Raw genomic sequence first — 24,047 nt, 5'->3', positions numbered from 1 at the left:
CGGCCGCTACGACACCGGCCCCGCCACCCTCGGGTACTCCCGTTGAGTGGCGGGGCCGGCGGCGCATCACCCGGCAGGCTACAGCGCCGGTCACACGGAGCTGCGACCAGTGATCAGACGACCTCGGTGCTGTACGCCTCCTGGGTGCTGGGATGGCTGTCCGTGGCGGCCGTGTCGTCGTCGGTGTACGTGCTGTTGTCGTCGTACGTCCCGTCCACCGAGGTGTCCGAGCTGTCGGTGAAGTCGGTCGTGGGGTCACCGGAGTCATGCGGTGAGCTGTCGATGGTGCTGGTCTCGCCGTCGTCGGCGGATGTGCCACCGTCGATCTCGGTGGCGGAGGTGTCCCCGTCGCCGAAGCCCACGTTGTCGTCGTCGGCGGCCACGAGCTCGTCGTCGCCCTCGTCGCCCTCGCCCTCGTCGTCGTCCTTGTCGTCGTCGGTCGAGCTGTCCTCGTCGTCCTCGTCGCCGGTGGCGTCCTCGTCGTCGTCCTCGTCGTCGTCCTCATCGTCCTCGTCGTCGGAGTCCTCGAGTTCGTCGTCGGAGGTCAGGTCGGAGTCGGCGTCGATGTCCTGGTCGAAGTCGCCCTCGTCCGGCTCGGTCTGTTGGCTGACCGAGTTGTCGTCGCTGTCGTCGACGTGGTTGCTGGTGACGTAGGTGTCCAGGTAGCGGACCGCCGCCTCCTGGTTGCTCTCGCCGGGCTCCGGCGCAGCCGCGGGCGGGGGCACGTGGACGACGTGGTTGCCGCCGGTGTTGTTGACGCGGCCCAGGTCGGAGTCCTGCCGGTCCTGGAGCAGGATCAGCGCCTCGCGGATGTCCTCGGGCGAGACATCGCCGGCCGAGGAGAGAAAGCCCTCCGGGTCCTCGCGGTACGCGGTCGGGTCCCGGAGCAGATTCTGGAGCAACTCGAGCAGGTTCGGCGTCGACATCGTGGCTCAACTCCATGGGTGGGAGGTGCCGGTTCGGGGGTTTCCGGCATTGGTCCGAACGGTATGGCGATCAGCCATCCGGGCCATCGGGGATCATCCAGAGTCCGAGATGTGCGCCCGTACGGGGATTCGGGCGCCGGCCCCGTAGGGGCATTGGGGGTACGGCGTACTCAGGTGGGGTTCAGGCCCCTTCGGGCAGCGTCGGGCCGCCGTCGTGGCCGTCCGGGATGTCGTCGGGCACGTCGGTGAAGCCGGTGAAGCCGGTGAACTCGTCGAAGTCGACGAGGTGACCGAAGTCCTCGAGGTCGACACCGATCTGGTCGTCGGGCCGATGGTCCGGCTGTGGCTCGGGGGTGGCCCATGCGCTGTCGTCGACGGGGAGATCCGAGCCTGCGCCGTACCCGGCGTCGTCGCCTGCGCCGAAACCACCGAGTCGGACGTCATCGGGATCGGTCCACTGCTGGGCCGGATCGGTCTGCTCCGGGCCGGCGAGGTAGCGGGCCAGGTACTCCACCGCGGCCTCGTGGCCGTCGCCGGCAGGCGGCGGGGGTTGCGGCGCGGTGCTCGCCGCGTCGAGGGAGTAGTCGACGGTCTGGGTGTCCTGCACGAGCACGAGCGCGTCGTGCACGTCGGCGGGGGTGAGATCGGCGAGGCCGTGGGCGGCGAGAGTGCCCTGTGGGTCGTCCCCGAATGCGCCGCGCAGCCCCGCGTCGGCGAGGAGCGCCTGCAGGAACTCCATCAGGGACAGCGTCTCGGCCATCGACTCGTCTCTCCGGTGCTCGCGGGATCGGAAAGAACGGTAGATCCGGGACGGCTCACGGCCATCGGGGATGCGGCACCGTCCATCGATCCGGCGTTAGGGGAACCGGCCCACGGGGTGGTTGGAGCCGCCGTCGTCGTGGAGTTCCACCGGCACGTGCACTGTCGCCTTGATCTCGTTGTCCCCGTGGTGCGTGTCCGAGGCCGGGGCGGCCGCGTTGTGCAGAACGTTGGGCCAGGGGTTGCTCGGCCCTCGGGGATCCCCCACAGTGTGGGAACCCCCGTTCGGGGGATTAGGGGGACCCCCGATTGGGTGAGGGGGGCGTGGTCCTTGGTCCAATGGGGCCCCTGGAGGGGGCTAACGACAGGCCGGGAGCCCGCGATGCGATGGTGGGACCGGTCTACAGGCCGGTTGTCGGGGTGAGGGGAAAGGCATGGCGTACCAGCTCGGGATCGACCTGGGGACGACGTTCACCTGCGCCGCAGTGTGTCGCTCCTCGGGCAACCGCTGGGGAGAACCGGAAGTCGTCACCCTCGGTAGCCGCGGTGCGACCGTTCCGTCGGTCGTCTTCGTCGGGCAGGACCATTCCATCGTCGTCGGCGAGGCCGCCGAGCGCAGGGCCTTGACCGACCCGGACTGCGTGGTTCGCGAGTTCAAGCGCCGCATCGGCGACCCGACCCCGGTGATGGTCGCGGGCAGGCCGTGGGCCCCGCAGGATCTGTCCGCATGGCTCGTCCGCTGGGTGGTCGACCGGGTCGCCGAGCGCGAGGGCGGCCCCGCCGAGCGGATCGCGGTCACCCACCCCGCCGCGTGGGGACAGCACAAGAAGGAGCTGCTGTCCACCGCTCTCGCCAACCAGGGCCTCACCGTCACGTTCCTGGCGGAGCCCCAGGCGGCTGCCATGAGCTATGCCGCCAACGAGCGCGTGGGCGCCGGCTCCACCATCGCGGTGTACGACTTCGGCGGCGGCACGTTCGACGCCGCGGTCGTGCGCAAGGGCGACACTGACTTCCGGATGGTCGGCCGGCCGGAGGGCCTCGAGCGGCTCGGCGGCATCGACTTCGACCAGGCCGTGTTCGAGCACGTGCTCGAGGGCATGCCCGACGCCTTCGCCGAGCTCGACGACAGCGATCCGGCTGTGCTGTCGGCCGTGGCGCGCATCCGGCGCGAGTGCACCGAGGCCAAGGAGGCCCTCTCCAGCGACACCGAGGTGTCGATCCCGGTGCTGCTCCCGTCTTCGCGCGGTTCCGTTCGGCTGCACCGCAGCGAGTTCGAGGCGATGATCGGGCCGCAGGTGGAGGACACCGTCGCGGCGCTGCGTTCAGCGGTGATCTCGGCGGGCTTCGCTCCGGACCAGCTCAGCGCCGTGCTGCTCGTCGGCGGCTCCTCGCGGATCCCGCTCGTCGCACAGCTCGTCTCCGAGCAGCTCGGCCGGCCGGTCGCGGTCGACGCCGACCCGAAGAACGCCATCGCAAAGGGTGCCGCTCTTTCATTGGCCCCGCAGCCCGCGGCCATGCCGGCAGGGGCCCCCGCCCCCGGGATGCCTCCTGGGCCGCCGCCTGCCCGTCCGCCGCGGATGGCCCCGCCGCCTCCCGGGATGCCGGGCATGCCCTACAGCGGGCCGTACAACGAGGGCCCCTACAACGACGGCCCGGGCACCCCGCCCCACGGCGACCGACCTGGCCCCGGCCACTACGGCGCTCCGGCCCGTCCCGCACCCGAACCTGCCGCCGCGATGCTCACCGAGCCGGCTCCGCGCCAGGCCCGCCACGCCCACCAGCGGCCGGAGCCGGAGTGGGATTACGACGACGACCGCGAGCCGGATCTGCCGGAGCGGCGCCGGCCCAATGTCATGGCCATCGGGCTGGGCGCGGTGCTGGCCGTCGGCGCCGTGGTGCTGGCGATCGTTCTGTGGCAGAACATGTCCGGAACGCCGACGGACCCCGCGGGCAACGAGAGCACGCTCGGGGTGACCTCCGCGCCGTCCGAGTCGGGCGGAAGCGGTAGCGGCGGTGGCGGCCGCGGCTCCGGTGGTGGGGGCGAGCCTGCCCCGGTAGCGCCCCCTGCCGGCGAGGCGACGAGCGCTCCGGCGACCTCCGCCGCCGAGGAACCCCCGGCCGCGACCAAGACGACGACGAAGGCGAGCGAGCCCACGAAGGGCGGCGGCAACTCGACCAAGAACCCCGACTCGAGCAGCGACTCCGAGAGCGACTCGAGCGGCGACTCCGACTCCGAGTCGGGTGGCAGCGAGGGCGACAGCAACGCGGCGGGCCCCGTCGGCGATGTAGAAGAGGTAGAGCCCGCGGGTGCGCCCGCGGCGCCGAGCCTCTGAGCGCTGCTACACCGAACACCGAGAAGGGAATACCGCTGTGCTGCGGATGGGAGTCCTGGTCGTCGGCCTCGAACTGGCGGCCGTGCTCGTGGCGTACGGGTACTTCGGGTGGCCGATCCTGGTGATCGGGGTGCCCGTGATCGTCCTTACGCTCGTCGCGCTCCTGGTCGTCCGCGCCTCCGAAGCGCCGCGCCGGATGCTGCATGAGCACCGCGCGTCCCGCTGGGACCCGAATGCCGCGCTGCCGGGCGGCCTGATGAGCGGCTTCTTCGAGGTCTCGAAGCAGCGCCAGCGGCCCTGACGGGCGGGCCTCACCGGAACCTGTCGTGGCCCCGTGAGGCATGCTGAACGTCGTGCTGGTGGGGATCCTGTTCGCCGCTGTTGCGATGGTCCTCAACAGCTGCGGCGCGCTGCTGCAGGCGGCGGGTGCCCGGCGGGCCACCCGGACCAGACCCGCGGCAATTCAGCCGCGCTATCTCGCCGGGATGTTGCTGGACCTGGTGGCGTGGGGATGCGCCGTGATGGCACTGCGGGTGCTGCCCGTGTTCGCCGTTCAAGCCGTGATCGGCGGCACCATCGCGCTCACGGCGCTGGTGAGCGCCCGGTTGATCGGCGCCCGGCTGCCGATGACCACGCGGCTGGCCGTCACGGGTTGCCTCGCCGGGCTGGTGCTCGTGGCCGCGAGCGCAGGCAGCGAGCAGCCTCCTGTGCACCGGGCGGGTGTCGACGTGGTGCTGCTGGCGTCCGTTCTTCTGCTGGCGGTCGGCGTGCTCATACTCCGGCAGGGCAAGCACGCGTGGCCCCTCGCCGTGGTGTCGGGCCTCGGCTTCGGCGGTGGCGCGGTGTCGGTACGCGCCGCGCACGTCCAGACCGGTGAAGGGCTCGACCTCGTGCTCCTGCTCGGCCAGCCCTCCACGTACCTGGTGGTCGGGTTCTGGCTGGTCGGGATGGTGGGCTACACCGCGGCGCTCTCCCGCGGCGAGGTCGGCGCTGTCATGGCGGTCTTCACCGTCACAGAGGTGCTGGTGCCGGGGATGGTCGGGATCTGGCTGCTCGGCGACCCGGTCCGGCCCGGCTGGGGCTGGGTGCTCGCCGTAGGGCTCGCAGCGGCACTCGCGGGCACCGTCTTGATCGCGAAGGCTCCGCCATTGCGGCCACGCCGCACGAGATGACCCAAGCCGGACACTATGTGCCGAGGTGAGCCAGCGCCATGCGGATCTGCTCCGCCGGGTCGCCCTCGTGGTAGGGCCGCTCGTCCGGCTCGATCCCGTCGAGGAACTGCTGGTAGGTGAGCGCGGCCTCGAGGTGCTGAACGGGTCGTACCAGCTCCGCGGCCCGGCCGGGGTCGCACCCGGGCACTGCGGTGCGCCACTCGGCCGCCCAGCATTCCGTCGCCACCGCGGCGAGCGGGGCCGGTAGCCATTCGGTGAGTCGCAGCACGTCGCAAGCGGGGTGGCCACGACTGCCTTCGCACCAGTCGAAGACCACGCGGCGGTGACCGTCGGAGCGCCAGTTGCCCGGATGGAAGTCGCCGTGCACGAGGGTCTCGGGCAACCCCGTGGCGACGATCGTGGCCGCGCGGTCCGGCAGCTCGGCGACGAAACGGGCGAGCGCCTGCCGCTCGGCTGGGTCGAGCTCTCCGGTCACGTCCGGCGCGAGCAGCCGTTCGGCGCGGGAGGCGAGCGTGGACACGCGGCGGTCGGGCAGCCCGGGCAATTCGCGTCCGGCGAGCGCGGCCTGCACGGCGACGTACCGGGGCAGCACCTCGCGGACCGTGGCGGCGTCGGCGTTCCAGCAGTCGTTGCCGGGTACCTCGGCCATCAGCGTGCACCCGCCGTCGGTGGTGGCGGCGAGCACCGTGGGAACGAGGTCCGGGTCGTGCTCGGCCACGTAGCCGGCGGCCAGCGCCTCGGGTGCGAGGAACGGCGGCGTGCACTTGATCCAGACGGTTCCGGCCGTCGTGGGCAGCCGGTAGAGGCAGGAGAGGTTCCAGGACTTGACCTGCACCGGCGGGCCGGTGAGCGATCGGTCCAGCGCGTGCAGCTCGGCCGTCGCCCAGTCCAGCACCCGCGCCGGTCCGCCCGGCTCGGCCCAGCGCATCCGGTGCTCCTGCGGCGTGAGAACACCCGGATCGGGAGCACCGTCCCATTCGGGTGCCGATGGCGGTGGGGTCAGCGCCTCGGCGAGGTAGGTGACCTCGCCGCCCCGCATCGACCTGCCGACCGCCGTGACCATGCGGAGCACCGCCGTGCGGGCTCCGAGCCGCCGGTCCAGCTCGGCCACGACCGGCTCGACGTCCGGCCACCAGGGGCTCGTCACGTCGAACGGGGGCAGCGCGCCGAGCAGGGCGCCGTCGTGCACCACGAGCGCGCGAACCCGGCGACCGGTCTGCTCCACGCGCTCGATCCTCCCCGGTGGGTCCAACGGGTTCTCGCAGTTGTCGGTGACCGATGCGAACATATGTTCGTGCCCGGTGAGGCCTCCATCCTCCACGCCGACCTCGACGCGTTCTACGCCTCGGTCGAGCAGCGCGACGACCCCCGGCTGCGGGGGCGACCGGTGATCGTCGGTGGGGGCGTGGTGCTCGCGGCCAGCTACGAGGCCAAGGCGTGTGGGGTGGCCACCGCCATGGGCGGCAGACAGGCCCTCGCCCTGTGCCCGCACGCGATCGTGGTCCCGCCGCGGATGTCGGCGTACGCGGATGCGAGCAAGGCGGTGTTCGAGGTATTCCGGGACACCACGCCGCTGGTGGAGGGCCTCTCCATCGACGAGGCGTTCCTCGATGTCGGCGGCCTGCGCCGGATCTCCGGCTCGCCGATCGACATCGCCGTGCGGCTGCGGGCGGAGGTTCGCGAGCGCGTCGGCCTGCCGATCACCGTCGGCGTCGCCCGCACGAAGTTCCTGGCCAAGGTCGCGAGCGGGGTGGCCAAGCCGGACGGGCTACTGGTCGTCCCGCCCGACAGGGAGCTGGCGTTCCTGCACCCGCTCGCCGTGGAGCGGCTGTGGGGCGTCGGGCGGATCACGGCCGCGAAGCTGCACGAGTACGGCATCTCGAGCGTGGGCGAGGTCGCGGCGCTCCCCGAGTCGGTGCTCGTGTCGACGCTGGGCCGCGCGCTGGGGCGCCACCTGCACGCTCTCGCCCACAACCGCGACCCGCGCCCGGTCGTCGTCGGCCGCCGGCGCGGGTCGATCGGCTCTCAGCGGGCCATCGGGCGGGGGCCGCACACACCGGAGAGCATCGACGCCGTGGTCGTCGGGCTGGCCGACCGCGTCACGCGCCGAATGCGCAAGGCCCACCGGGTGGGCCGCACGGTGATGCTGCGGCTGCGGTTCGCCGACTTTTCCCGCATCTCCCGCTCCCACACCCTTGCCCAGCCGACGTCCGGCACCATCGAGGTGCTCGCCGCCGTGCGGGCTCTCATGGCCAGGGCGCAGCCGCTCATCCGGGAGCGCGGGTGCACCCTCGTCGGCATCGCCGTCGGCAACCTCGACGACGACGCCACGATGCAGCTCGAGCTGCCGTTCGACGAGGGCGATGCGGACGCGCTCGACACGGCCCTCGACGAGGTGCACCGCCGGTTCGGCACGTCGGCCGTCACCCGTGCGGTGTTGTTGGGGCGCGACCAGGGCTTCGCGGTGCCACTCCTACCCGACTGAGACGAGTGCGCCGCGGCCCGAACAGAAGAAACCCGCCACCGGCAGCGCCGGTGGCGGGTTTCGTCAGTGCGTGAGATCAGGAGATGTCGACATCGTGGCCGGCGGAGACGCTGCTGCTGCTGTCCTCGTTGTTGTAGTTGTCGTCGTCGCTCGACGAGCTGTAGCTGTCGTCGTCGCTCGAGGAGCTGTAGCTGTCGTCGTCGCTCGACGAGTTGAACGAGTCCTCGTACTCGGTGGTGGTGTTGCCCGAGTCGCTGACGCTGTTGTCGGTGTAGTCGTCGTCGGACGAGACCGAGGAGCTGCTGCCGCCGGCCGCGAACGACGAGCCGTCGCCCACGTTGACGTCGCCGTTGAACTCGGTGGAGGAGACGTCGCCGCCGCCGAAGGAGGCGTTGGCGTCCTCGCCGACGTAGTTGCTGTCGTCGCCGACGACGGTGTTGTCGCCGTCGCCGTTGATGGTGGTGTTGCCGTCACCGAAGGTGTTGCCGTCACCCTCGGAGCTCGTGATGTCCTCGCCGGCGATGCTGTCCTCACCAGCGGCGACGTTGGAGTCGCTGATGTCGCCGTCGAAGCTGGCGTTGCCGTCGCCGTGGATGGAGTGGTCGTCGACGCTGTTGTCGATGGTGACGTCGCCGCCGGCCTCGATGCTCGTCGAGTTGTCGATCTCGGTGTAGCTGTTGTTCTCGACGTTGTTGACGACCGTCTGGATGTACTCCTTGGCCGTCACGTCGTCGTTGGTCACCTCGGGGGCCTCGTAGGTGACGTCGCTCTGGTCGTTGACCAGGTCGATGGCGTCCTTGAGGTCATGCGGGGAGACGTCCTCGAACCCGGCGTCCCTGAGCGTGCCCTCCGGGTCCTCGTTGAACTCCGCGCGGGCCTCGGGGTCGCTGAGCAGGTTGAGCAGGAACTCCCACAGGGACTGGTCGGCCATGATGAAGATCAGCTCCGTCAAATGTTGGGGAACGAGCCTGGCGGGGCTCCGCCGGCTGCTGAGGTGAAATCTAGGAGCAAGGGGACTGATCGCCATCGGGGTGCGGACCGGGTCCCGGTCTGCGCCGGTTCGGGGGTCGAGGACACCCCCCATTAGGGGGATGGGGCGTGTCCCCGCACGTCACAAGCGTCCATTAGGGGGAACGTGGCGGGTCGGTGTCCACGCTAGGCGTAATCCCTGTGGATGTCGGGGCCGGCGAGCTCCGCGAGCGGGGGAGGTAGTCCCACCGGTCGGAACCGCCGTGACTGCGTTGATCCCCAAGCCGGCCCCTGGACACCATGGGGGTATGGATCGACCACGCGTGACGCTGCGCGAGATGACCGAGGACGAGTACCGCTCGTACGTCGACGAGGTGCAGGGCGCGGTAGTCCGGGAGTTGGTCGCGACCATGTCCGAGGATGAGGCGCGCGCTACGGCGGCGGGTGGCATCGCGCAGTACCTGCCGCAGGGGGCTGCCACCCCGCGGCACATCCTCGTGATCGCCGAGGATGCGGCAGGTGAGCCCGTCGGGAACGCGTGGGTCGGGCCGGACCCGCATCGCGCCGAGGGCTCCGACGCAGCGTGGCTGTACGACATCAACGTCTACCCGCACGCGCGCCGCAACGGGTACGGCTCGGCGATCCTCGCCGAGGTCGAGGCGCTGGTCGCGCGCGACGGCATGACCCGGCTCGGCCTCAACGTCGTCGCGACGAACCTGGCGGCGATCGCCCTGTACCGCAAGAGCGGTTACGCCGTCTCGACGATGCAGATGTCCAAGGTGCTCGGGTAGACCGTCGCGTTGGCTCGAACAGGTGTTGGCACTGAGCCCCCATCAAGCCGCCAAGCCGCCGGGCCTCCGGTGGCGCCGCGCAGGGTGCGAGGTCGCCCCTCCCCTGTCAAGGGCGCTGCGCGTCGCTTCGCGATCGCTGCGCGACCCTTGACAGGCGAGCCTCTGCGAACCCGCTGGGCAGTAGCACGTGGCGGCCGCTGCGGCCGTCGCACACACCGGGCGGCTTCGGCGCACACGTCCGGAGGTGTGTGTGTGAAGGCGTGGAGGTGTGTGCGGGAGCAAGCTCGCGTCACTACGACGAAGGCCCAGCTCCGGTGTGGACACCGTCTGAGCTGGGCCTTTGGCTGAGAGCGGATGACGGGAATCGAACCCGCGTTCTCAGCTTGGGAAGCTGATGTTCTACCATTGAACTACATCCGCATGGCGCGATCGCAGCCTAGCATCTCACGCTGCGTCACCGGCAAGCACCGCGCCGTACGCCCATCAGGGTGGTTCTCACTCTTCCGGAACCAGTAGTTGAGGCAAGCTCTCGACTCCCGGTCCGTGCCAGGTTCAGACTCCAGGGACCCCGCCAGGCCAGCTCCCCCGGCCCAAGGATCCAGCATGACCGAGTTCGACGCGTTCCCCGGCCCCGAGCACGACCATGACGTTCTGCTCGTCGCGGGCAGCCTTCCCGAGGTGGCTCGGCTCGCCCCGGTAGCCACGGCGTTCGGCCAGGCCGATCGGATCCGTGCCCTCACGGTGGCCACCGGTCCCGACCCGATGTCGGTGCACGAGGCCTTCGAGGCGCTCGGGGTACCCGCGGATGTCACCGTGCTGCTGCGGGAGCCGCCTGCCCCACAGCCGGCCGCGATCGCGGCCACCCTGATGGCGCGCCTCGACGAGGTGCTCGTCGACCTCGACCCGTCCGCCGTCATGGTCCACGGTGGCGGGATGACGGCGGCGGTGGCCGCGCAGGTCGCGTTCTGGCGGCAGATCCCGGTGGTGCACCTGCAGAGCGGCGTGGCCACCGACGACCTGCTGTGCCCCTTCCCGCAGGAGGCCAATCGGCGCATCATCGGCCAGCTCGCGTCGCTGTTCCTTGTCACGGCGCAGTCAGCGGTCGGCAGCGCGGTCGGTCCGAACGCGATCACGGTCGGCGAGACCCTCACGGCCAACCCCCAGCCCGCTGACCTGCTGTTCTCGCGCCTCGTGCGCCGGGTGTGGGCGGGCGGGCCGCGGCTGGTGCTGGTCGGGCTCGACCGCCCCGACTCGCTCGGCGTACTGGCCGGGCTCCCCGACCTGCTGGAGCGGGAGCCCGACATCGAGATCGTCCTGTTCGGTGAGCTGGCGGGCCACGGGGCCGCCTATTCGCTGGTGGAGCACGAGCGGGCCAGGGTGGTACGCAGCGTGCCGCTCGCGGAGCTGGTGCAGCTCGTGGCGGCGAGCGCCGTGCTCGTCTCCGACGATCCCGAGCTGGTGTCCGACGCGCCGGGCCTCGGCACACCCGCGGTGCTCGTCGACGGACCGAACATCCCGCAACCGGGCGATTCCATCCGCAGCATCTTGAGCCCGGCCGTCATGACCACGGTGCGCCAGATCCTCGCCACTGCCGGGATCACCCCGGTCACGCCGTCGGACGGGCTCGCGGCCGCGCGCGTCGAGCAGGCGGTCGCGTGGATGTTCGGGCTGTGCCCTTCGCCGTACCTCGGCTCGCCGTCCCCGACGAACACGCAGGTCTGAGTCCCTCGTACCCTGACGCGGTGCTGCTGTCGGACGGTGACCTGCGCAAGGAGATCGACGCCGGCCGGCTGGTGCTCGACCCGTGGGACGAGGCGATGCTCCAGCCGTCGAGCATCGACGTGCGTCTTGACCGCTTCTTCCGCGTGTTCCAGAACTCCCGCTACACCCATATCGACCCCGCCCAGCAGCAGGACGAGCTGACCTCGCTCGTCGAGCCGGCGGCCGACGACCCGTTCGTGCTGCACCCCGGCGAGTTCGTGCTCGGCTCGACGTTCGAGGTGGTGTCGCTGCCCGACGACCTCGCGGGCCGCCTCGAAGGCAAATCGAGTCTCGGGCGGCTCGGCCTGCTCACCCACTCGACGGCCGGCTTCATCGACCCGGGCTTCAGCGGGCACATCACGCTGGAGTTCTCCAACGTCGCGAACCTGCCGATCACGCTGTGGCCGGGGATGAAGATCGGCCAGCTGTGCCTGCTCCGCCTCTCCAACCCGGCCGAGCGGCCCTACGGCAGCCAGGGTGTCGGCTCCCGCTACCAGGGGCAGCGGGGCCCGACGCCGTCCCGGGCCTACCGGAACTTCCACCGGGCCGACACCCGCCGATAGTCCCCGGCTAGCGGCTCGCCCGGTAGAAGGTGGTCCGGAGCCTGCCGCGTTCACCGGTACGGACGTCGCTGAGGCCGGCTTCGCGCATGCGGTCCGGGATGCCGTCGCCCGCGTTGTCCCGCAGATGTTCGTTGCGCTGCATCCGGCGGCCGAACGGGCCGTGGTGGTGGCCTGCGATATCGACCAGGTGGAGTCGCCCGCCGGGGCGCAGCACGCGGCGCACCTCGGCGAGCGCGCGCCGCTTCTCGGCGTCGTCGAGGTGGTGGAACATGAACGACGAGAGCACCCGGTCGATGCTCTCGTCCGGATAGGGCAGCTCACCGGCTTTCCCCTGGTCGAAGCGCACGGGCAGGCCCGCGCGTTCCGCCTTGCGCCGGGCCCTCGCGAGGGCGAGCGGGTCGGGGTCGAGGCCCACCACCTCCGCGTCCGGATGCATGCGCTGCGCCCGGAGCACGAGACCGCCGGGGCCGCAGCCGATCTCGAGCACGCGGTGCCCCTGCTCGACGGCGGCCAGCTCGATGAGGCGCCGGTGGATCCGCTGCACGCCGAGCAGCCGGGTCATCGGGTCGTAGAGCGGCAGCAACCAGTCCTTGGTCATGGCGGGTAGGTAGTCGTGCTCGTGGTGGCGGTGGGGCATGGCCGTGTTCCCATCTCGAATGCGACGATATTCGGGTGTCGGACTCCAGGCTGGAGAGGCAGGAACCGGCCGCCAAGGGACGTTCGTCGGGCATACCAGGACCATCTTCGGTTCTGGTCCGGACGGCGAGGAGGAATGGCGCGCCGGTGTACGGCTACCGTCGGGTCCCCGGCGTTCCGCCGGTCGGCGTGGTGCGCGTCCACGACGGCCACATGCGACCGGACGTCGTGCCTCCACTCCCGCACGCCCACGACTTCCTCGTGCTCATGTACCTCGAGCGCGGCGGTGGCCGGGTGCGGCTCGACGACCGCGAGTGGCGGGTCGAGACCGGTGACGTGCTGCTGGTCGCTCCGGGCGAGGTGGTCACGTTCGTCGATCCCGAGCTGCACCACGCCGACGGCTGGTCGCTGTACTTTCCGCCGGACGTGATCGAGCCGGGCGACCTCGGCGCGTTCCTGTCGTGGCGGGCCCATCCGCTGCTCTTCCCGTTCGTGAGGGGGGTGGCGGGCGGGGCGCAGCGGCTGCACGTCCCACCGGAGCAGCGTTCCGCGTTCGTCGCGCACATCGCCGCCGTTGAGCGGGAGGTGCTGGAACGGCGCGACGGGTGCAACGAGGCCGCGATCGCGCACCTCACCCTGCTGCTCGTCGCGGTCTCACGGCTCGCGGCCCACATATCCGACGACCTCGTCCTTCGTGACGAGCCGCGGCTCGCGGCCGTCTTCGATGCGATCGAGGCGGGCTTCCGCGGGCCGTTGACCCTCACGGACGTCGCCGCGAGGGTCGGGCTCACCCCCGGCCACCTCACCACCGTTGTGGGCCGCAAGACCGGACGCACGGTGCAGCAGTGGATCACCGAGCGCCGGATGGTGGAGGCGCGGCGGCTGCTCGCCGATACCGAGCTGACCGTCGAGGCCGTCGGCGCCCGCGTCGGCTACCGCGACCCCGGCTATTTCTCCCGGCGGTTCCGGCGCGCCCACGGCGCTTCACCGCTCGAGTGGCGCCGCGCCGGAGCCAACGCCGTGTCCGAAACCCAGTAACCTCGGGCCGCGTGGAACCGCCGCGCGAACCCGGCCCCCCGTGGCTTCCCGAGGCGCGTCCGGCGTACCCGCCCCCCGTGCCGGTCCCGCCCGGTCCGGCCTCGGGCAACGGCCCACGTCCGCCCCGCCCGCGGTTCGACTGGCGCCGCTTCTCCCGATCGCCCCGCGGCGCAGCAGGCCTCGCCGTCATGGCGGCTGCCCTGCTGCTCTGGCCGTTCGCCGGCTTCTCGTGGATCCCGTGGCTGATCGGGATCGCCGCGCTCGTCGTGCTGCGGTTGCTGCGGCTCGACGGTCTGCTCCGCGGCTGGGACATCCCGCTCGCCGGCCTCGCCGTCGTCGTCGGGCTGATGGTGAGCACCGGACCGTGGGCGTGGGCGCTCGCGGCGAGCATCGGCGTCCTGCTGGCCGGCCTTGCCCAGCTGCCGTGGTGGCGGCTGGCGGCGGTCGGGGCGGTGCTGTGCGTGGTGAGCGGCATCGGCTTCGGCCTGTCGTTCCACCAGGACCGCGTCGAGCTGGAGCAGACGCAGGCCAGGGCAGGCGATCCGATGCGCGTGCAGCTGGGTGAGACCCGTGCCGCTCGCGTCCTGCCGGCACTCCTCAGCGCCGTGCAGCAGGACGACGCCGCCCCGGTCTGCCGGCTCCTCACACCCCAGGCGGAGGCTCAGCTGATCGGAGCGGTCCGTACGGCGAGTTGCCCCGATGCCGTGGCGGAGCTGCACCGCCGGGCGTCCGGTGCGCCCGGCCAGGACGAGAAGAGCCTGCCCCAACCGCAGCCGTCCGCGGACGGCTGGGTCGTCGACGCGTGCTCGACGGCGTGGTCGAGCGCTGCAGGCCGGGAGCTCGGGCGCATCCTGATCATGCAGACCGATCCGTCCGTCCAGCGCTTCGCCGTGCGCGGCTTCGCCCCCTGCGCGGTCCTAGGAGCGCCCTGAAGGCCTGCGTCTGGCCAAAGAACCGCGCGGCGTCGCGGTGCGCAAGGGCCTCCGGTAGCGGTCGAAAGGGGTGGGGTCGCGCCGCGCCGGGCGGCGGACTACGACTGTTCAGCGTGAGGACGCCGGTCGTAGCGCTGCTGGCACTTCCGGATCTCCTCGGCGTGGTCGACCGTCCAGTCGTACAGATGACCGAACGGCTCTCGTAGGGACTCCGAGAAGATCAACTTACGGTTTGGAATTCGCCTCGCTGCTGTCTGGTGGCCGGTCCGCCGCGGGCGATCCTTCGGGTCATGCTGTTGATCGCGGCCCAGCGGATCATGGCCTCGGACAACGCCGGGTCGCGCTCGGAATGATCTCCACCCCTGGCGCACCCCTTCTCCGCCCACGCGACCCATCGACGAGTTGCCTGGACCGACAAGGGGTGCGCGACCGCAGAGCGGGTGCGGGACGGCACGGGGGAGATCCGTGCGAGGGGCGGCCCCGCACAGTGCGCGGCGCCGTCAGGAAGCCGGTTCAGGCCCAGGACACCAACCACCAACCACCGAAAGACACCAGCCACCTAGCGACGCGGCCGCGCTCACCGACCCGTAGGGCGCTCCTCGTCCGATGCCGCTCCCTCGGGACGAGCCCCCTTCGGCTCTGCGCCGCCGGTGCTCGCGCCGCCGACGGAGACATCGCCCGCCGGATCGGCCTGGACGGCGGACTCGTCCCCCGCGCCGCTCGCGCGCGTGCCGCTGGCCGGGGTCGTGTCCGCGGTGTGCGGCGCCCCTGCGCCGAGCGCGTCCACCGCGTCCGTGACGTGGCCGTTCTCGGTGGCGTCACCGCGCTTGACCGCGGCGAGCAGCATCTGTGAGACGTCGAGGATCTCCACGCCGGTGCCCTTGTCCTCGCTCTGGCGCTGGGTGAGGCCGTCGGAGAACATCACGCGGCAGAACGGGCACCCCGTGGCGATCTTCTCGGCGCCGGTGCCAAGCGCCTCGTCGACGCGTTCGAGGTTGACCCGCTTGCCGATCTTCTCCTCCATCCACATGCGGGCGCCGCCGGCGCCGCAGCAGAAGGAGCGGTCGGCGTGGCGGGGCATCTCGGCCAGCTTCACCCCGGCGGCGCCGACCAGCTCGCGGGGTTCGGCGTAGACCTCGTTGTGCCGGCCCAGGTAGCACGGGTCGTGGTAGGTCACGTCGGTCATCGCGTCCGGAGTCGCGACCGGCACCAGCTTGCCCTCGCGCACCAGCTTGTTGAGCAGCTGGGTGTGGTGCACCACCTCGTACTGCCCGTCCAGCTGCGGGTACTCGCGGCCAAGGGTGTTGAGGCAGTGCGGGCACGTGGTGACGATCTTGCGGGTGCCCGGCTCCCGTCCCTCGAAGACCGTGTTGAGGACCTCGACGTTCTGCTGGGCGAGCATCTGGAACAGGAACTCGTTGCCCGAGCGGCGCGCCGGGTCACCGGTGCAGGTCTCCTCGGGGCCGAGCACGACGTAGCCAACGCCGGCCCGGTGCAGCAGCTCCGCGGTGGCCCGCACGGTCTTCTTCGCGTTGTCGTCGAACGCGCCGGCGCAGCCGACCCAGAACAGGTACTCGGTGTCGGCGGACAGCTCGCCGTCGAAGACCGGCACCTCGAAGTCGAGGTTCTTGGTCCACTCCAGGCGGTCCTTGGCGTTCTGCCCCCATGGGTTGCCCTTGTTCTCCAGGTTGCGGAACAGCACGCCGAGCTCGGAGGGGAACTCCGACTCGATCAGCACCTGGTGGCGGCGCATGTCGACGATGTGGTCGACGTGCTCGATGTCCACAGGGCACTGCTCCACGCACGCCCCGCAGGTGGTGCACGACCACAGCACGTCGGGGTCGATCACCCCGCCGGCCTCGAGGGTTCCCACCAGCGGCCGCGCGGCCTGCTCGGGGCCGGAGCCGGGTACGCGCTCGAACCCGGACTCGGGGACCCCGTGGCCGGGGTGCGCGGTCAGGCCGGCGGAGAAGTCGATCGAACCTTCTTCCGGGGCGTCCTGGCCGCCGATGATGTAGGGCGCCTTGGCGAGCAGGTGGTCCCGCAGGTCCATGATCACGAGCTTGGGGGACAGTGGCTTGCCGGTGTTCCAGGCCGGGCACTGGCTCTGGCAGCGACCGCACTCGGTGCAGGTCGCGAAGTCGAGCATGCCCTTCCAGGTGAAGTCCTCGACCTTGCCGCGGCCGAACGCCGCCTCGTCCGGCGGGTCCTCGAAGTCGATCGGCTTGCCCTCGTGCTCGATCGGCTGCAGCGGACCCAACGCCTTGGGCAGCCGCTTGGCCGACACGTTGAGCGGGGCGGTGAAGATGTGCAGGTGCTTCGAGTAGGCGATGATCACGGTGAACACCAGCATCACGCCGATGTGCAGCAGGAGGCCAACGCTCTCCAGCACGAACAGCGTGCCCTCCGAAAGACCCAGCGCGGAGAACAGCTGCCCGACGGCCAGTGAGACGAACGCGCCGGACTCGTAGGGGAACACGCCCAGCGCAGCCGATGCGCCGCGGAAGAAGAACATCGTCCACAGCACGTTGAAGATCATGAACAGGATCAGCCACGCGCCGCCGGTGTGCGAGCCGTAGAACCGCGACGCCCGGGCCAGCCGGTCCGGGGCGTTGCGGATGCGGATCACCGAGAACACGCCCAGCGAGATCAGCGCGGCGGAGGCGATGAAGTCCTGCAGGAACCCGAGCAGCGGCCAACGGCCGATCAGCGGGATGTGGAAGTCGTGGTCGAACAGCGCCCCGTACGCCTCCAGGTACACCGTGATCAAGATCACGAAGGCCCAGAACGTGAAGAAGTGCGCGAGTCCGGGCACCGACCACCGCAGCAGCTTCCGCTGGCCGAACACCTCGACGAACTGCGCTTTGACCCGCTCGTTCAGCTGCTGGAGCCGGTCGTTCGCCGGTTGTCCCGACTTGATCAGCGTGTAGAGCCAGTAGGCGCGGCGGCCCGACACCGCCAGGGCGAGAACTGTCATCGCCAGTCCGATGACGAGTCTGACAACCACGGCTTTTCCTCCCAGGGCTGGCGCCGCGGGTGGTGGACCGCGGGCCGTTGCGGAGCAGGGTAGACCCGTGCTCTCCGCCGGTCGGCGGCGTCGTTCCGGCTGATCAGGCCGCAACCTACTCGCCAGTAACAGCGGAGCGCGATGTGACCCTAACCCGCCGTCGGGGGTCGCACCTCCGGGTACGGGTCCGTATTTCGTCACTCAACCGGTCCAGATCGGGCGTTCGTGATCTCGACGTTCACCCCTGCGCCCCGCCGAATTGCTGTCCGTGTCACTCGGCTCTGACGCGCGGGCGACCCTCTATGCTCGCCCTGGTCAGCATGGTCTACTCGTGCGCGAATGCCCGAGCAGACCAGGTCGGGCGTCCACCAGCCCGAGGTGGTCGGGTACGCGGCGAACTCGGGTTGGCAGCGCCACGAGGAGGAGCCGTCATGACCGGACCACAGGTGCTCGTACTGCATGCGCAGGCCCTGAGCACCAGCGGTCTCCAAGGGTGGATCCAGGACAATGTGATCCCGCTCATCCTGCTCAGCATCGCGATCATCCTCCTGTGGATAGGGGGGAAGGGTGACAACGCGGGCGTCGCGCGCCGCAGCGTCGGCCTGATCGTCGGCCTCGTCGCCCTCGGTATCGCGGTGTCCGGCAACGGCCCGGAGATCGGCAATTTCCTGGCCGGTCTCCTCATCGGGTGATGCTCGTCCGCACCGACGACGAGATCTATCGCGTCGACTCCGTCTGGCTCGGGCCCCCGCGCGCCACGTTCCCCTGGCGGGCGAGGTACGTGAGCTACGGGCTCGGCCTCCTTGTCATGATCTTGATCATGTTCGTGCAGCGGCGGGTCGGGATCGGTCTCGACTTCTTCTCGGTCGCGTGGGCGCTCGTGCTCACCGTGGTGGTCACGCGCTTCATCGGCCAGCGGATCAACTACGAGCGCCCACTCGGCCAGGTCGTCGGGCTCTTCCGGCACGAGATCACCGGACCTCGCCGACGCACCACCGGGACCGGTGGCGTCATCCGCTCGAGCCACGTACGCGTCGGGCCGGTGGTCGGGCCGCGCAAGGCTCGCCGTGGGAAGCCGCAGCAGCAGGCAGGACGCCGGGTGCAGCCCGGCCTTTGGGAGGGGCGTTCGCGTGTCACGAAGTGACGCGGGCCGAGAGCAGAGACCCAGGGAGCGCGCGGGCCGCAAACGCGGTCGCGCGCTCGCGGGGGACGGCGGGCTGCCCACGTACGAGCCGAACATCGCGCTGCGCTCGATCGAGGGGCACATCACCCGCACCGGCACGCAGGTCATGGCCTGGTACCGGCTCGCGGCGCAGGCCTGGAGCTTCCGCAGCGACTCCCAGCGCGAGGTGCTGATCCGCCAGATCGCGGCTCAGCTCGGCGAGCTACAGGGGCGCTGGTTGCACCTGCGGGTCACGACGCGGCCCTATCCGGTGCACCTGTGGGCGGAGTCGTTCGACCACAACGCGCTCGGCCGGATGCCGGACGTCGCGGGCGCCCTCGGCTGGGACGGCTTCCTCGAGGGCGAGCAGCGCCACCTCATGGGTCTCTCGATGTCGGACAAGGAGGTGTTCCTCGGCATCGAGGTGTCCGGGCGCAGCACCCTCGACCGCTGGGTCGAGCGCGCGGCGCCGGTGCTGGGCAAGGTGGCGCCCGCCGCGGTCCGCGCCGAGATCGCGGCGCTGTCGTCGGAGGTCGCCCACCTGGACGCGCTCGTCGCGGGGACCGGGCTGGACGCCGTGCCGGCCTCGTCCGACGACATCGCATGGCTGATGCACCGGTCCTGCGCGCTCGGCCTGCCCGCCCCTCGCACGCTCAACGTCGTTCCAGGTGGGTCGCACCGCTGGGAGACCGAGGATCTCGCCGCGTTCACCGACGGCGTCGAGATGCACCAGGAGCCCTACGCCCCCACCGTGCAGGTGGTCGGGCGGCTGCGCGCGCAGACGGTGAGCCGCAACGTCGCCGTGCTCTCGCTCGGCCTGATGGAGGGTCTGCGCATCCCCGAGGTCGACGACCCGTGGATGCAGCATTCGGACCGGCTGCCCTTTCCGGTGGAGTGGTCCGCGCGCATCTACGTGCGCAAGGCCGAGGAGGTCGCGGGCGAGCTGCAGCGGCAGATGGGGAAGGTGCGCAGCCAGATCCGGCACTACACCCACGACCACGACCTCGATCCGCCGATGTCGCTCGCCCGCCAGGCCGACCGCGTCCTCGAGGTCGAGGACGAGCTGACCAGCGGCCTCACCCAGCTCAACACGCGGCTGTACGGCTGGTGGCGGATCGCGGTCTCGGGCAAGGACGAGGCCGAGGCCGTCAGCCGCGCGCAGCAGGTGCTCGACGTCTACCGGCCGAAGGTGCAGGTCGAGCACCCCGAGGCCCAGTACCGCTACGCGCGCGAGTTCATCCCGGGTGAGCCGCTCGCATCCACCGCGTACCGCAGGCGCGGTTCGGTCACGTGGGCGGCCTCCGCGGTACCCGCGGCCACCGCGTCCGTCGGCGACCGGCGCGGCATCATGATCGGCGAGACCTGCACGGCCACCCGGCGACCGGTGGCGTGGGACCCATGGCTCGCGCAGGAGGTGCGCCGGGCGTCAGGGCTCACGGCGGTGGTCGGTGGCCTCGGGTCCGGGAAGTCGTTCCTGACCGGCCTGATCACCTACAAGACGCTGCGGGCGGGCGCGCGCTGGACCCTGCTGGACCCGTCCGGCCCGCTCGCGCAGCTCACCCGCCTGCCCGAGCTGGCGCCGTTCTCCCGCCACATCAACCTGTTGCGGGCCGACCCGGGCATCCTCAACCCCTACCGGGTGGTCGCCGAGCCGCGTCCGGAGCACTTCGCCGACGAGGAGGACCCGGAGCGGTCGTGGCGCCGGGAGCGGTCGCTCGCCGCGGCCACCCGCCGCAGGCTCGTCCTCGACGTCCTCACCGGGCTGCTGCCCTTCGACGTCGCGCGGATCCCGCACACCCGGATCGTGCTGCTGCGCGCAGTGCGCGAGGTCGGCGGATCCCCGGACCGCCACCCCGGCCAGGTCATCGACGTGCTGCGCCGGCACGCCCGCGACGGAGAGGACCACGCGGGCGTCGTGGCCGACTTCCTCTCCGAGCGGCGGGAGCTGCCGCAGGCCGCGCTGCTCTTCCCGGACACCTCCCGCGACGACCCGTGGCAGGCCGACCGCGACTACCGCCTCACGGTGCTCACGATGCAGGGCATGACGCTGCCCCGGCCCGGCAGCCCGCGCGAGGAGTGGACCGACGCGGAGGCGCTCGCCGTCGAGCTGCTGAACCTGGCGTCCTGGCTCACCCAGCGCACGATCTACGACGCCGACCGCAACCTGCGCAAGGGCGTGGCGCTGGACGAGACGCACTTCCTGTCGCAGGTGCCCACGGGCAAGGTGCTCATCGACCGGCTCGCCCGTGACTCCCGCAAGTTCAACGTGCGTGCGCTCTTCGCCTCGCAGCTCGCCGGTGACCTCCTGCGCGTCTCCGGGTTCGCGTCGCTGGTCAACGCCGTGTTCGTGGGCCGCACCGACGACGAGGAGGCGCAGCGGGACGCGCTGCGGCTGCTGAAGGTCCCCACCGGAGTGGGCTACGAGCAGATGCTCGGCACCCTGTCGCCGCGCCCGCGCAACGACGACCGGCCCGACGACACGCCGCGCCAGTTCATCTTCGCCGACGGCCATGGCGGCGTCGAGAAGATCCGGATCGACCTCGAGGCACCGCACCTGGAGCACGTCCGGGAGGCCCTCGACACCAACCCGGACGCGAACCGGATCTCCGTGAGCGGCGTGCCGGTCGTCACCCAGAAGGCGGTGCACGCACCGGACGAGCCGGCGCCGTCTCGTCCCGTTGTGCTCGGCAGGCCGGTCGCACCCGCCTTCGATCTGGGCATCGACCTCGGCGACGACATCGAAGGGGACGACGAGTACGACGACCTCGACGATCCGGACGGCGTGCTCGGCACGGGTCCGAATGGCCTGACCTCCGCCCGGAACGGCGACCGCCCTCATCTGCGCCATGACGAGGACTTCGACCTGTTGGGTGACATCGACCCCGGCGACGACGTGGACGAGCCCGCCGTCGTCGACGACACCCACACCTCCGCCGGTGGCCGCGTGCCCGCGGCCGGGGAGGCCCGTCGGTGATGCCCGGAGGCACCCCGGCAGCCGCAGGCTGGCTGCCGGTCGCCCTGGTGATCGCGGCGGCGGTCGCGGTTGCCCTCGTCCGCGGTCGGGCACGGCGTCGCCGCGCACGACGCCACGAGCCGGATGCCGGAGCCCGGGCGGGCAGGCGCATGGCGATGCTGATCGTCGCCGGGCTCGTCGGTGGCTCCGTCCTGCTCGGGCAGCCCGCGTTCGGGCAGGGGTTCGACTGCAAGGAGTCGCCGGAGCCGGACCGGCCCGGCACCGGGCTCGTCGGGTCGCTCGACCCGCCCCGGGCGTCCGGTGGGATCGAGGGAAGCGTGTACCGCGAGGTCGGCTACGCCGGCCTCGTCTGGCACAACTACGACATCGGCTGCGCCGGAGCGGCGTTCAACCCGTCGTCCACCACCGACACCTGGCTGGGCAACCAGGCCCTGAACCTCGCGAAGTTCGTGGTCGGCGGCGTCAACTGGGCGCATTACCTGATCGCGGACGGCGGTGAGCTGCTCTCCCCGCTGGACCAGCTGATCGGCCAGGGCACCCGTGCGATGTACGACGCGGTGTTCACCACCTTCATCGGCCCGGTGCTGTTGCTGCTCGCGGTCCTCCTGCTGGTGCTCGCGCTGCGCGGAGATCTCGCGCGCCAGACCCAGCGCGCCGCACTCGCGGTGGTGGCGCTCGTGGTCGGTTCCGCCGCCTACCTCGCGCCCGTCGACTGGGCGAAGGCTGCCGACCCCCTGCTGCTCGACGGCGTCACCCAGATGCAGGAGGGCTTTCTGGGGCAGATCGGGCTCGGTAGCAGGGACACCCTGCCGACGGTGCTCGTCGACCAGGTCGTCTACCAGAACTGGCTGCGCGGCGAGTTCGGCGCGCCGGAGGTGCCGCAGGCCCAGGAGCTGGGCCGCGACCTGCTGCGGGCGCAGACGTTCACCATCGACGAGGTCGACCAGCGCCAGGACACGCTGCAGCTGGCCGAGCAGAAGAAGGCCGAATTCGCTGCCATCGCCGCGCGCATGGGCGACCGGTACCCGTACTTCCAGGGGGAGGCAGGCAGCCGCGTCGGCGCGGGCATCCTCGCGGTCGTGCAGGCGATGTGCATCGCGCTGTTCCAGCTCCTGTCCAAGGTGCTCGTACTGGTGGCGATGCTGGTGCTGCGGCTGATGGTGATGACGGCGCCGGCCGTCGCCGTCATCGCGATCCTCAAGCCGGACATCATGCCCGCGCTGCTGCGCGTCGCGGGCGCGGCGATCGTCAACACCCTCGTGGTCGGGGCGCTCGCGGGTCTGCACGCGCTGCTGGTCGTGTCGCTCTTCCGGCCCGGTTCCGGGATCGACCTGTGGTTGGCGCTGCTCGTCACGGGTGTGGTCACCGTGGTCCTGTGGGCCGTCGCGCGGCCGTTCCGGCGGCTGGTGTCGATGGTGTCGCTCACGCGCGAGCAGTTCGGGGGCATCGTCCCTGGCGCAGGCACCGGGCCGATGTCGCGGGTGTGGCAGCGGGTGCGGGGCACCGACACCGACACGGACGACCGCCAGACCCGGTGGTGGGACGAGCGGCGCGGCGCGATGGCGGGCGCGGGCCGGCCCGGGGGCGCGCGGCCGGAGTCGGAGCCCGGAATCCGGGTGTCCGCGCCCGCTGCGGGCGTGCCATCGCCTCGGAGCACGGGGCCGGAATCGGCGCCGCCTGCGCTCGTTCCCACCGCGCGCCGCGCCGCGTTGCCCGCGCCTCCCGACGACGCGGTGACCCCCGGTGGCATGCCGAGCTGGAGCGACTCCGGCGACGTTGACGACCGGGTGATCTACCGCAGGCCCGATACCGTGCCGCTGCGCCCCGGCGGCGTCCGCACCGTGCAGGCGGAGATCGTCGACGGCGTGCCGGTCTACCGCATCTACCGGCCGCGGTCGGACCAGACCTCGTTCTTCCCCGGCGGCGGCCGTGCCGATTAGGACCCCGCACGGCAGGGGCGCGGCGTACCGGGCGATCTGGGCGTGGCCGCTGCGGTCACCGCTGCGGCTCGCGTTCACGACCGCCGTCGTGATCGCCGTGGTGGTCGGTTCGACGCTCGCGATCGCGGCGCTCGCGCCGGTGCGCCCGGGAAGCGGGCCCGCCGACGTGCCCGGCGGGGCGGCGTCGGCCGGTCGCAGGCCCGGCGTCCCCAGCTCCCCGACGCCGACGATCCTGCCGCCGGTGCCCGAGCTCACTCCGTCTCAGCTGCCCCTGTCCGCCGCGCCCGCCGCTGCCGTCGAGGTGGCCGGCCGCTGGGCAGCCGCGTGGGTGCGCCCGCGGCAGGGCACCACCCCGCGGGAGTGGCTGGACGGCCTGCGGAACACGACCACCGACGAGTACCTCGGGGTGCTGTCCGCGGTCGACCCGGACAACATCCCCGCGACGCGGGTCACCGGCAAGCCGCGCCCCGTGCGCGTCGCCCCGCGTTCGGTGCAGGTGGAGGTGCCGACCGACACGCTCAAGCTGATCGTGCTGGTCGTGCGCGACGAGTCCGGCTGGCGGGTCGCCGGCTACGACCGGGAATGACGCTGGGGACATC

At 71.5% G+C, this 24,047-nt stretch carries 20 protein-coding genes and 1 tRNA gene; 14 read left to right on the top strand and 7 right to left on the bottom strand.

Annotated elements, in window-relative coordinates; genetic code table 11:
• Positions 1-113: 113 nt before the first annotated feature.
• A complete protein-coding gene (locus K1T35_RS46730) occupies positions 114-926 on the bottom strand; it encodes a hypothetical protein (RefSeq protein ID WP_220258043.1) in 813 nt (270 codons plus the stop codon).
• Between the two features lie 181 nt (positions 927-1,107).
• Entirely contained in the window at positions 1,108-1,686 is a 579-nt protein-coding gene (locus tag K1T35_RS46725; protein ID WP_220258042.1) for an IniB N-terminal domain-containing protein, read from the bottom strand.
• Positions 1,687-2,119: 433 nt separating this feature from the next.
• Between K1T35_RS46725 and K1T35_RS46720 the strand changes: the two genes are divergently transcribed.
• From K1T35_RS46720 to K1T35_RS46710, 3 genes are read left to right on the top strand one after another with little or no spacing between them, the layout of a single operon-like run.
• The gene (locus K1T35_RS46720) at positions 2,120-4,018 is read left to right on the top strand and encodes an Hsp70 family protein (RefSeq protein ID WP_220258041.1); all 1,899 of its coding nucleotides are present in this window, start codon (positions 2,120-2,122) and stop codon (positions 4,016-4,018) included.
• Between the two features lie 46 nt (positions 4,019-4,064).
• The gene (locus K1T35_RS46715) at positions 4,065-4,319 is read left to right on the top strand and encodes a hypothetical protein (RefSeq protein ID WP_220258040.1); all 255 of its coding nucleotides are present in this window, start codon (positions 4,065-4,067) and stop codon (positions 4,317-4,319) included.
• 40 nt (positions 4,320-4,359) lie between these two features.
• Positions 4,360-5,190, top strand: coding sequence for a hypothetical protein (locus K1T35_RS46710; protein WP_220258039.1), 831 nt, complete (start codon positions 4,360-4,362; stop codon positions 5,188-5,190).
• A 13-nt stretch (positions 5,191-5,203) separates the two neighbouring features.
• On the opposite strand, the gene K1T35_RS46705 is transcribed toward K1T35_RS46710, so the two are convergent.
• Complete coding sequence (locus tag K1T35_RS46705) at positions 5,204-6,415, bottom strand: aminoglycoside phosphotransferase family protein (RefSeq protein WP_220258038.1); 1,212 nt, start codon at positions 6,413-6,415, stop codon at positions 5,204-5,206.
• 63 nt (positions 6,416-6,478) lie between these two features.
• Between K1T35_RS46705 and dinB the strand changes: the two genes are divergently transcribed.
• Complete coding sequence (dinB, locus tag K1T35_RS46700) at positions 6,479-7,675, top strand: DNA polymerase IV (protein ID WP_220258037.1); 1,197 nt, start codon at positions 6,479-6,481, stop codon at positions 7,673-7,675.
• A 76-nt stretch (positions 7,676-7,751) separates the two neighbouring features.
• Here the strand turns inward: dinB and K1T35_RS46695 are convergent, their stop codons facing one another.
• Positions 7,752-8,606 (bottom strand): IniB N-terminal domain-containing protein, encoded by an 855-nt coding sequence (locus K1T35_RS46695; protein ID WP_220258036.1) that lies wholly within the window; start codon positions 8,604-8,606, stop codon positions 7,752-7,754.
• Between the two features lie 346 nt (positions 8,607-8,952).
• On the opposite strand from K1T35_RS46695, the gene K1T35_RS46690 reads away from it, so the two are divergent.
• Positions 8,953-9,435: a GNAT family N-acetyltransferase gene (locus K1T35_RS46690; RefSeq protein ID WP_220258035.1), complete on the top strand. Its 483-nt coding sequence runs from the start codon at positions 8,953-8,955 to the stop codon at positions 9,433-9,435.
• A gap of 349 nt (positions 9,436-9,784) precedes the next feature.
• Here the strand turns inward: K1T35_RS46690 and K1T35_RS46685 are convergent.
• Positions 9,785-9,855: transfer RNA gene (locus K1T35_RS46685), tRNA-Gly, on the bottom strand.
• A 183-nt stretch (positions 9,856-10,038) separates the two neighbouring features.
• On the opposite strand from K1T35_RS46685, the gene K1T35_RS46680 reads away from it, so the two are divergent.
• Together K1T35_RS46680 and dcd are read left to right on the top strand one after the other, a co-directional pair.
• Entirely contained in the window at positions 10,039-11,157 is a 1,119-nt protein-coding gene (locus K1T35_RS46680) for a UDP-N-acetylglucosamine 2-epimerase (RefSeq protein ID WP_220258034.1), read from the top strand.
• Positions 11,158-11,177: 20 nt separating this feature from the next.
• On the top strand, positions 11,178-11,759 hold the full coding sequence (dcd, locus tag K1T35_RS46675) for a dCTP deaminase (RefSeq protein ID WP_220258033.1): 582 nt from the start codon (positions 11,178-11,180) through the stop codon (positions 11,757-11,759).
• Positions 11,760-11,766: 7 nt separating this feature from the next.
• On the opposite strand, the gene K1T35_RS46670 is transcribed toward dcd, so the two are convergent.
• Complete coding sequence (locus tag K1T35_RS46670; RefSeq protein ID WP_220258032.1) at positions 11,767-12,396, bottom strand: class I SAM-dependent methyltransferase; 630 nt, start codon at positions 12,394-12,396, stop codon at positions 11,767-11,769.
• Between the two features lie 146 nt (positions 12,397-12,542).
• Between K1T35_RS46670 and K1T35_RS46665 the strand changes: the two genes are divergently transcribed.
• Together K1T35_RS46665 and K1T35_RS46660 are read left to right on the top strand one after the other, a co-directional pair.
• Positions 12,543-13,433 carry an AraC family transcriptional regulator gene (locus tag K1T35_RS46665; RefSeq protein WP_255621397.1) on the top strand — a complete coding sequence of 297 codons (891 nt, stop codon included), beginning with the start codon at positions 12,543-12,545 and terminating at the stop codon, positions 13,431-13,433.
• A gap of 77 nt (positions 13,434-13,510) precedes the next feature.
• Positions 13,511-14,365 (top strand): hypothetical protein, encoded by an 855-nt coding sequence (locus K1T35_RS46660; RefSeq protein ID WP_220258031.1) that lies wholly within the window; start codon positions 13,511-13,513, stop codon positions 14,363-14,365.
• 577 nt (positions 14,366-14,942) lie between these two features.
• Here K1T35_RS46660 and K1T35_RS46655 read toward each other — a convergent pair.
• Positions 14,943-17,372, bottom strand: coding sequence for a (Fe-S)-binding protein (locus K1T35_RS46655; RefSeq protein ID WP_255621396.1), 2,430 nt, complete (start codon positions 17,370-17,372; stop codon positions 14,943-14,945).
• A gap of 431 nt (positions 17,373-17,803) precedes the next feature.
• Between K1T35_RS46655 and K1T35_RS46650 the strand changes: the two genes are divergently transcribed.
• The 5 genes from K1T35_RS46650 to K1T35_RS46630 all read left to right on the top strand — a co-directional run bounded on the left by K1T35_RS46650 (position 17,804) and on the right by K1T35_RS46630 (position 24,034).
• Positions 17,804-18,064, top strand: a complete 261-nt coding sequence (locus tag K1T35_RS46650; RefSeq protein ID WP_220258030.1) for a hypothetical protein — start codon at positions 17,804-17,806, stop codon at positions 18,062-18,064.
• On the top strand, positions 18,064-18,516 hold the full coding sequence (locus tag K1T35_RS46645; RefSeq protein WP_370645547.1) for a hypothetical protein: 453 nt from the start codon (positions 18,064-18,066) through the stop codon (positions 18,514-18,516). Before K1T35_RS46650 ends, K1T35_RS46645 begins: the two co-directional genes overlap by 1 nt.
• A gap of 145 nt (positions 18,517-18,661) precedes the next feature.
• Positions 18,662-21,508, top strand: a complete 2,847-nt coding sequence (locus tag K1T35_RS46640; RefSeq protein ID WP_255622791.1) for an ATP-binding protein — start codon at positions 18,662-18,664, stop codon at positions 21,506-21,508.
• Positions 21,508-23,448 (top strand): hypothetical protein, encoded by a 1,941-nt coding sequence (locus K1T35_RS46635; protein WP_220258027.1) that lies wholly within the window; start codon positions 21,508-21,510, stop codon positions 23,446-23,448. Before K1T35_RS46640 ends, K1T35_RS46635 begins: the two co-directional genes overlap by 1 nt.
• On the top strand, positions 23,438-24,034 hold the full coding sequence (locus K1T35_RS46630) for a hypothetical protein (protein WP_220258026.1): 597 nt from the start codon (positions 23,438-23,440) through the stop codon (positions 24,032-24,034). Before K1T35_RS46635 ends, K1T35_RS46630 begins: the two co-directional genes overlap by 11 nt.
• Positions 24,035-24,047 lie beyond the last annotated feature (13 nt).

This window comes from Pseudonocardia sp. DSM 110487, from assembly GCF_019468565.1.
Lineage (GTDB): Bacteria > Actinomycetota > Actinomycetes > Mycobacteriales > Pseudonocardiaceae > Pseudonocardia.
Note: the sequence above shows the minus strand (reverse complement) of the source record. Positions and strands in the feature narration are given on the sequence as shown.

Coding starts and splice junctions, on each gene's coding strand:
- K1T35_RS46730 (WP_220258043.1), bottom strand. CDS start 926: ATGTCGACGCCGAACCTGCTCGAGTTGCTCCAGAATCTGCTCCGGGAC.
- K1T35_RS46725 (WP_220258042.1), bottom strand. CDS start 1,686: ATGGCCGAGACGCTGTCCCTGATGGAGTTCCTGCAGGCGCTCCTCGCC.
- K1T35_RS46720 (WP_220258041.1), top strand. CDS start 2,120: ATGGCGTACCAGCTCGGGATCGACCTGGGGACGACGTTCACCTGCGCC.
- K1T35_RS46715 (WP_220258040.1), top strand. CDS start 4,065: ATGGGAGTCCTGGTCGTCGGCCTCGAACTGGCGGCCGTGCTCGTGGCG.
- K1T35_RS46710 (WP_220258039.1), top strand. CDS start 4,360: ATGCTGAACGTCGTGCTGGTGGGGATCCTGTTCGCCGCTGTTGCGATG.
- dinB (WP_220258037.1), top strand. CDS start 6,479: ATGTTCGTGCCCGGTGAGGCCTCCATCCTCCACGCCGACCTCGACGCG.
- K1T35_RS46695 (WP_220258036.1), bottom strand. CDS start 8,606: ATGGCCGACCAGTCCCTGTGGGAGTTCCTGCTCAACCTGCTCAGCGAC.
- K1T35_RS46690 (WP_220258035.1), top strand. CDS start 8,953: ATGGATCGACCACGCGTGACGCTGCGCGAGATGACCGAGGACGAGTAC.
- K1T35_RS46680 (WP_220258034.1), top strand. CDS start 10,039: ATGACCGAGTTCGACGCGTTCCCCGGCCCCGAGCACGACCATGACGTT.
- K1T35_RS46670 (WP_220258032.1), bottom strand. CDS start 12,396: ATGCCCCACCGCCACCACGAGCACGACTACCTACCCGCCATGACCAAG.
- K1T35_RS46650 (WP_220258030.1), top strand. CDS start 17,804: ATGACCGGACCACAGGTGCTCGTACTGCATGCGCAGGCCCTGAGCACC.
- K1T35_RS46645 (WP_370645547.1), top strand. CDS start 18,064: ATGCTCGTCCGCACCGACGACGAGATCTATCGCGTCGACTCCGTCTGG.
- K1T35_RS46640 (WP_255622791.1), top strand. CDS start 18,662: ATGGCCTGGTACCGGCTCGCGGCGCAGGCCTGGAGCTTCCGCAGCGAC.
- K1T35_RS46635 (WP_220258027.1), top strand. CDS start 21,508: ATGCCCGGAGGCACCCCGGCAGCCGCAGGCTGGCTGCCGGTCGCCCTG.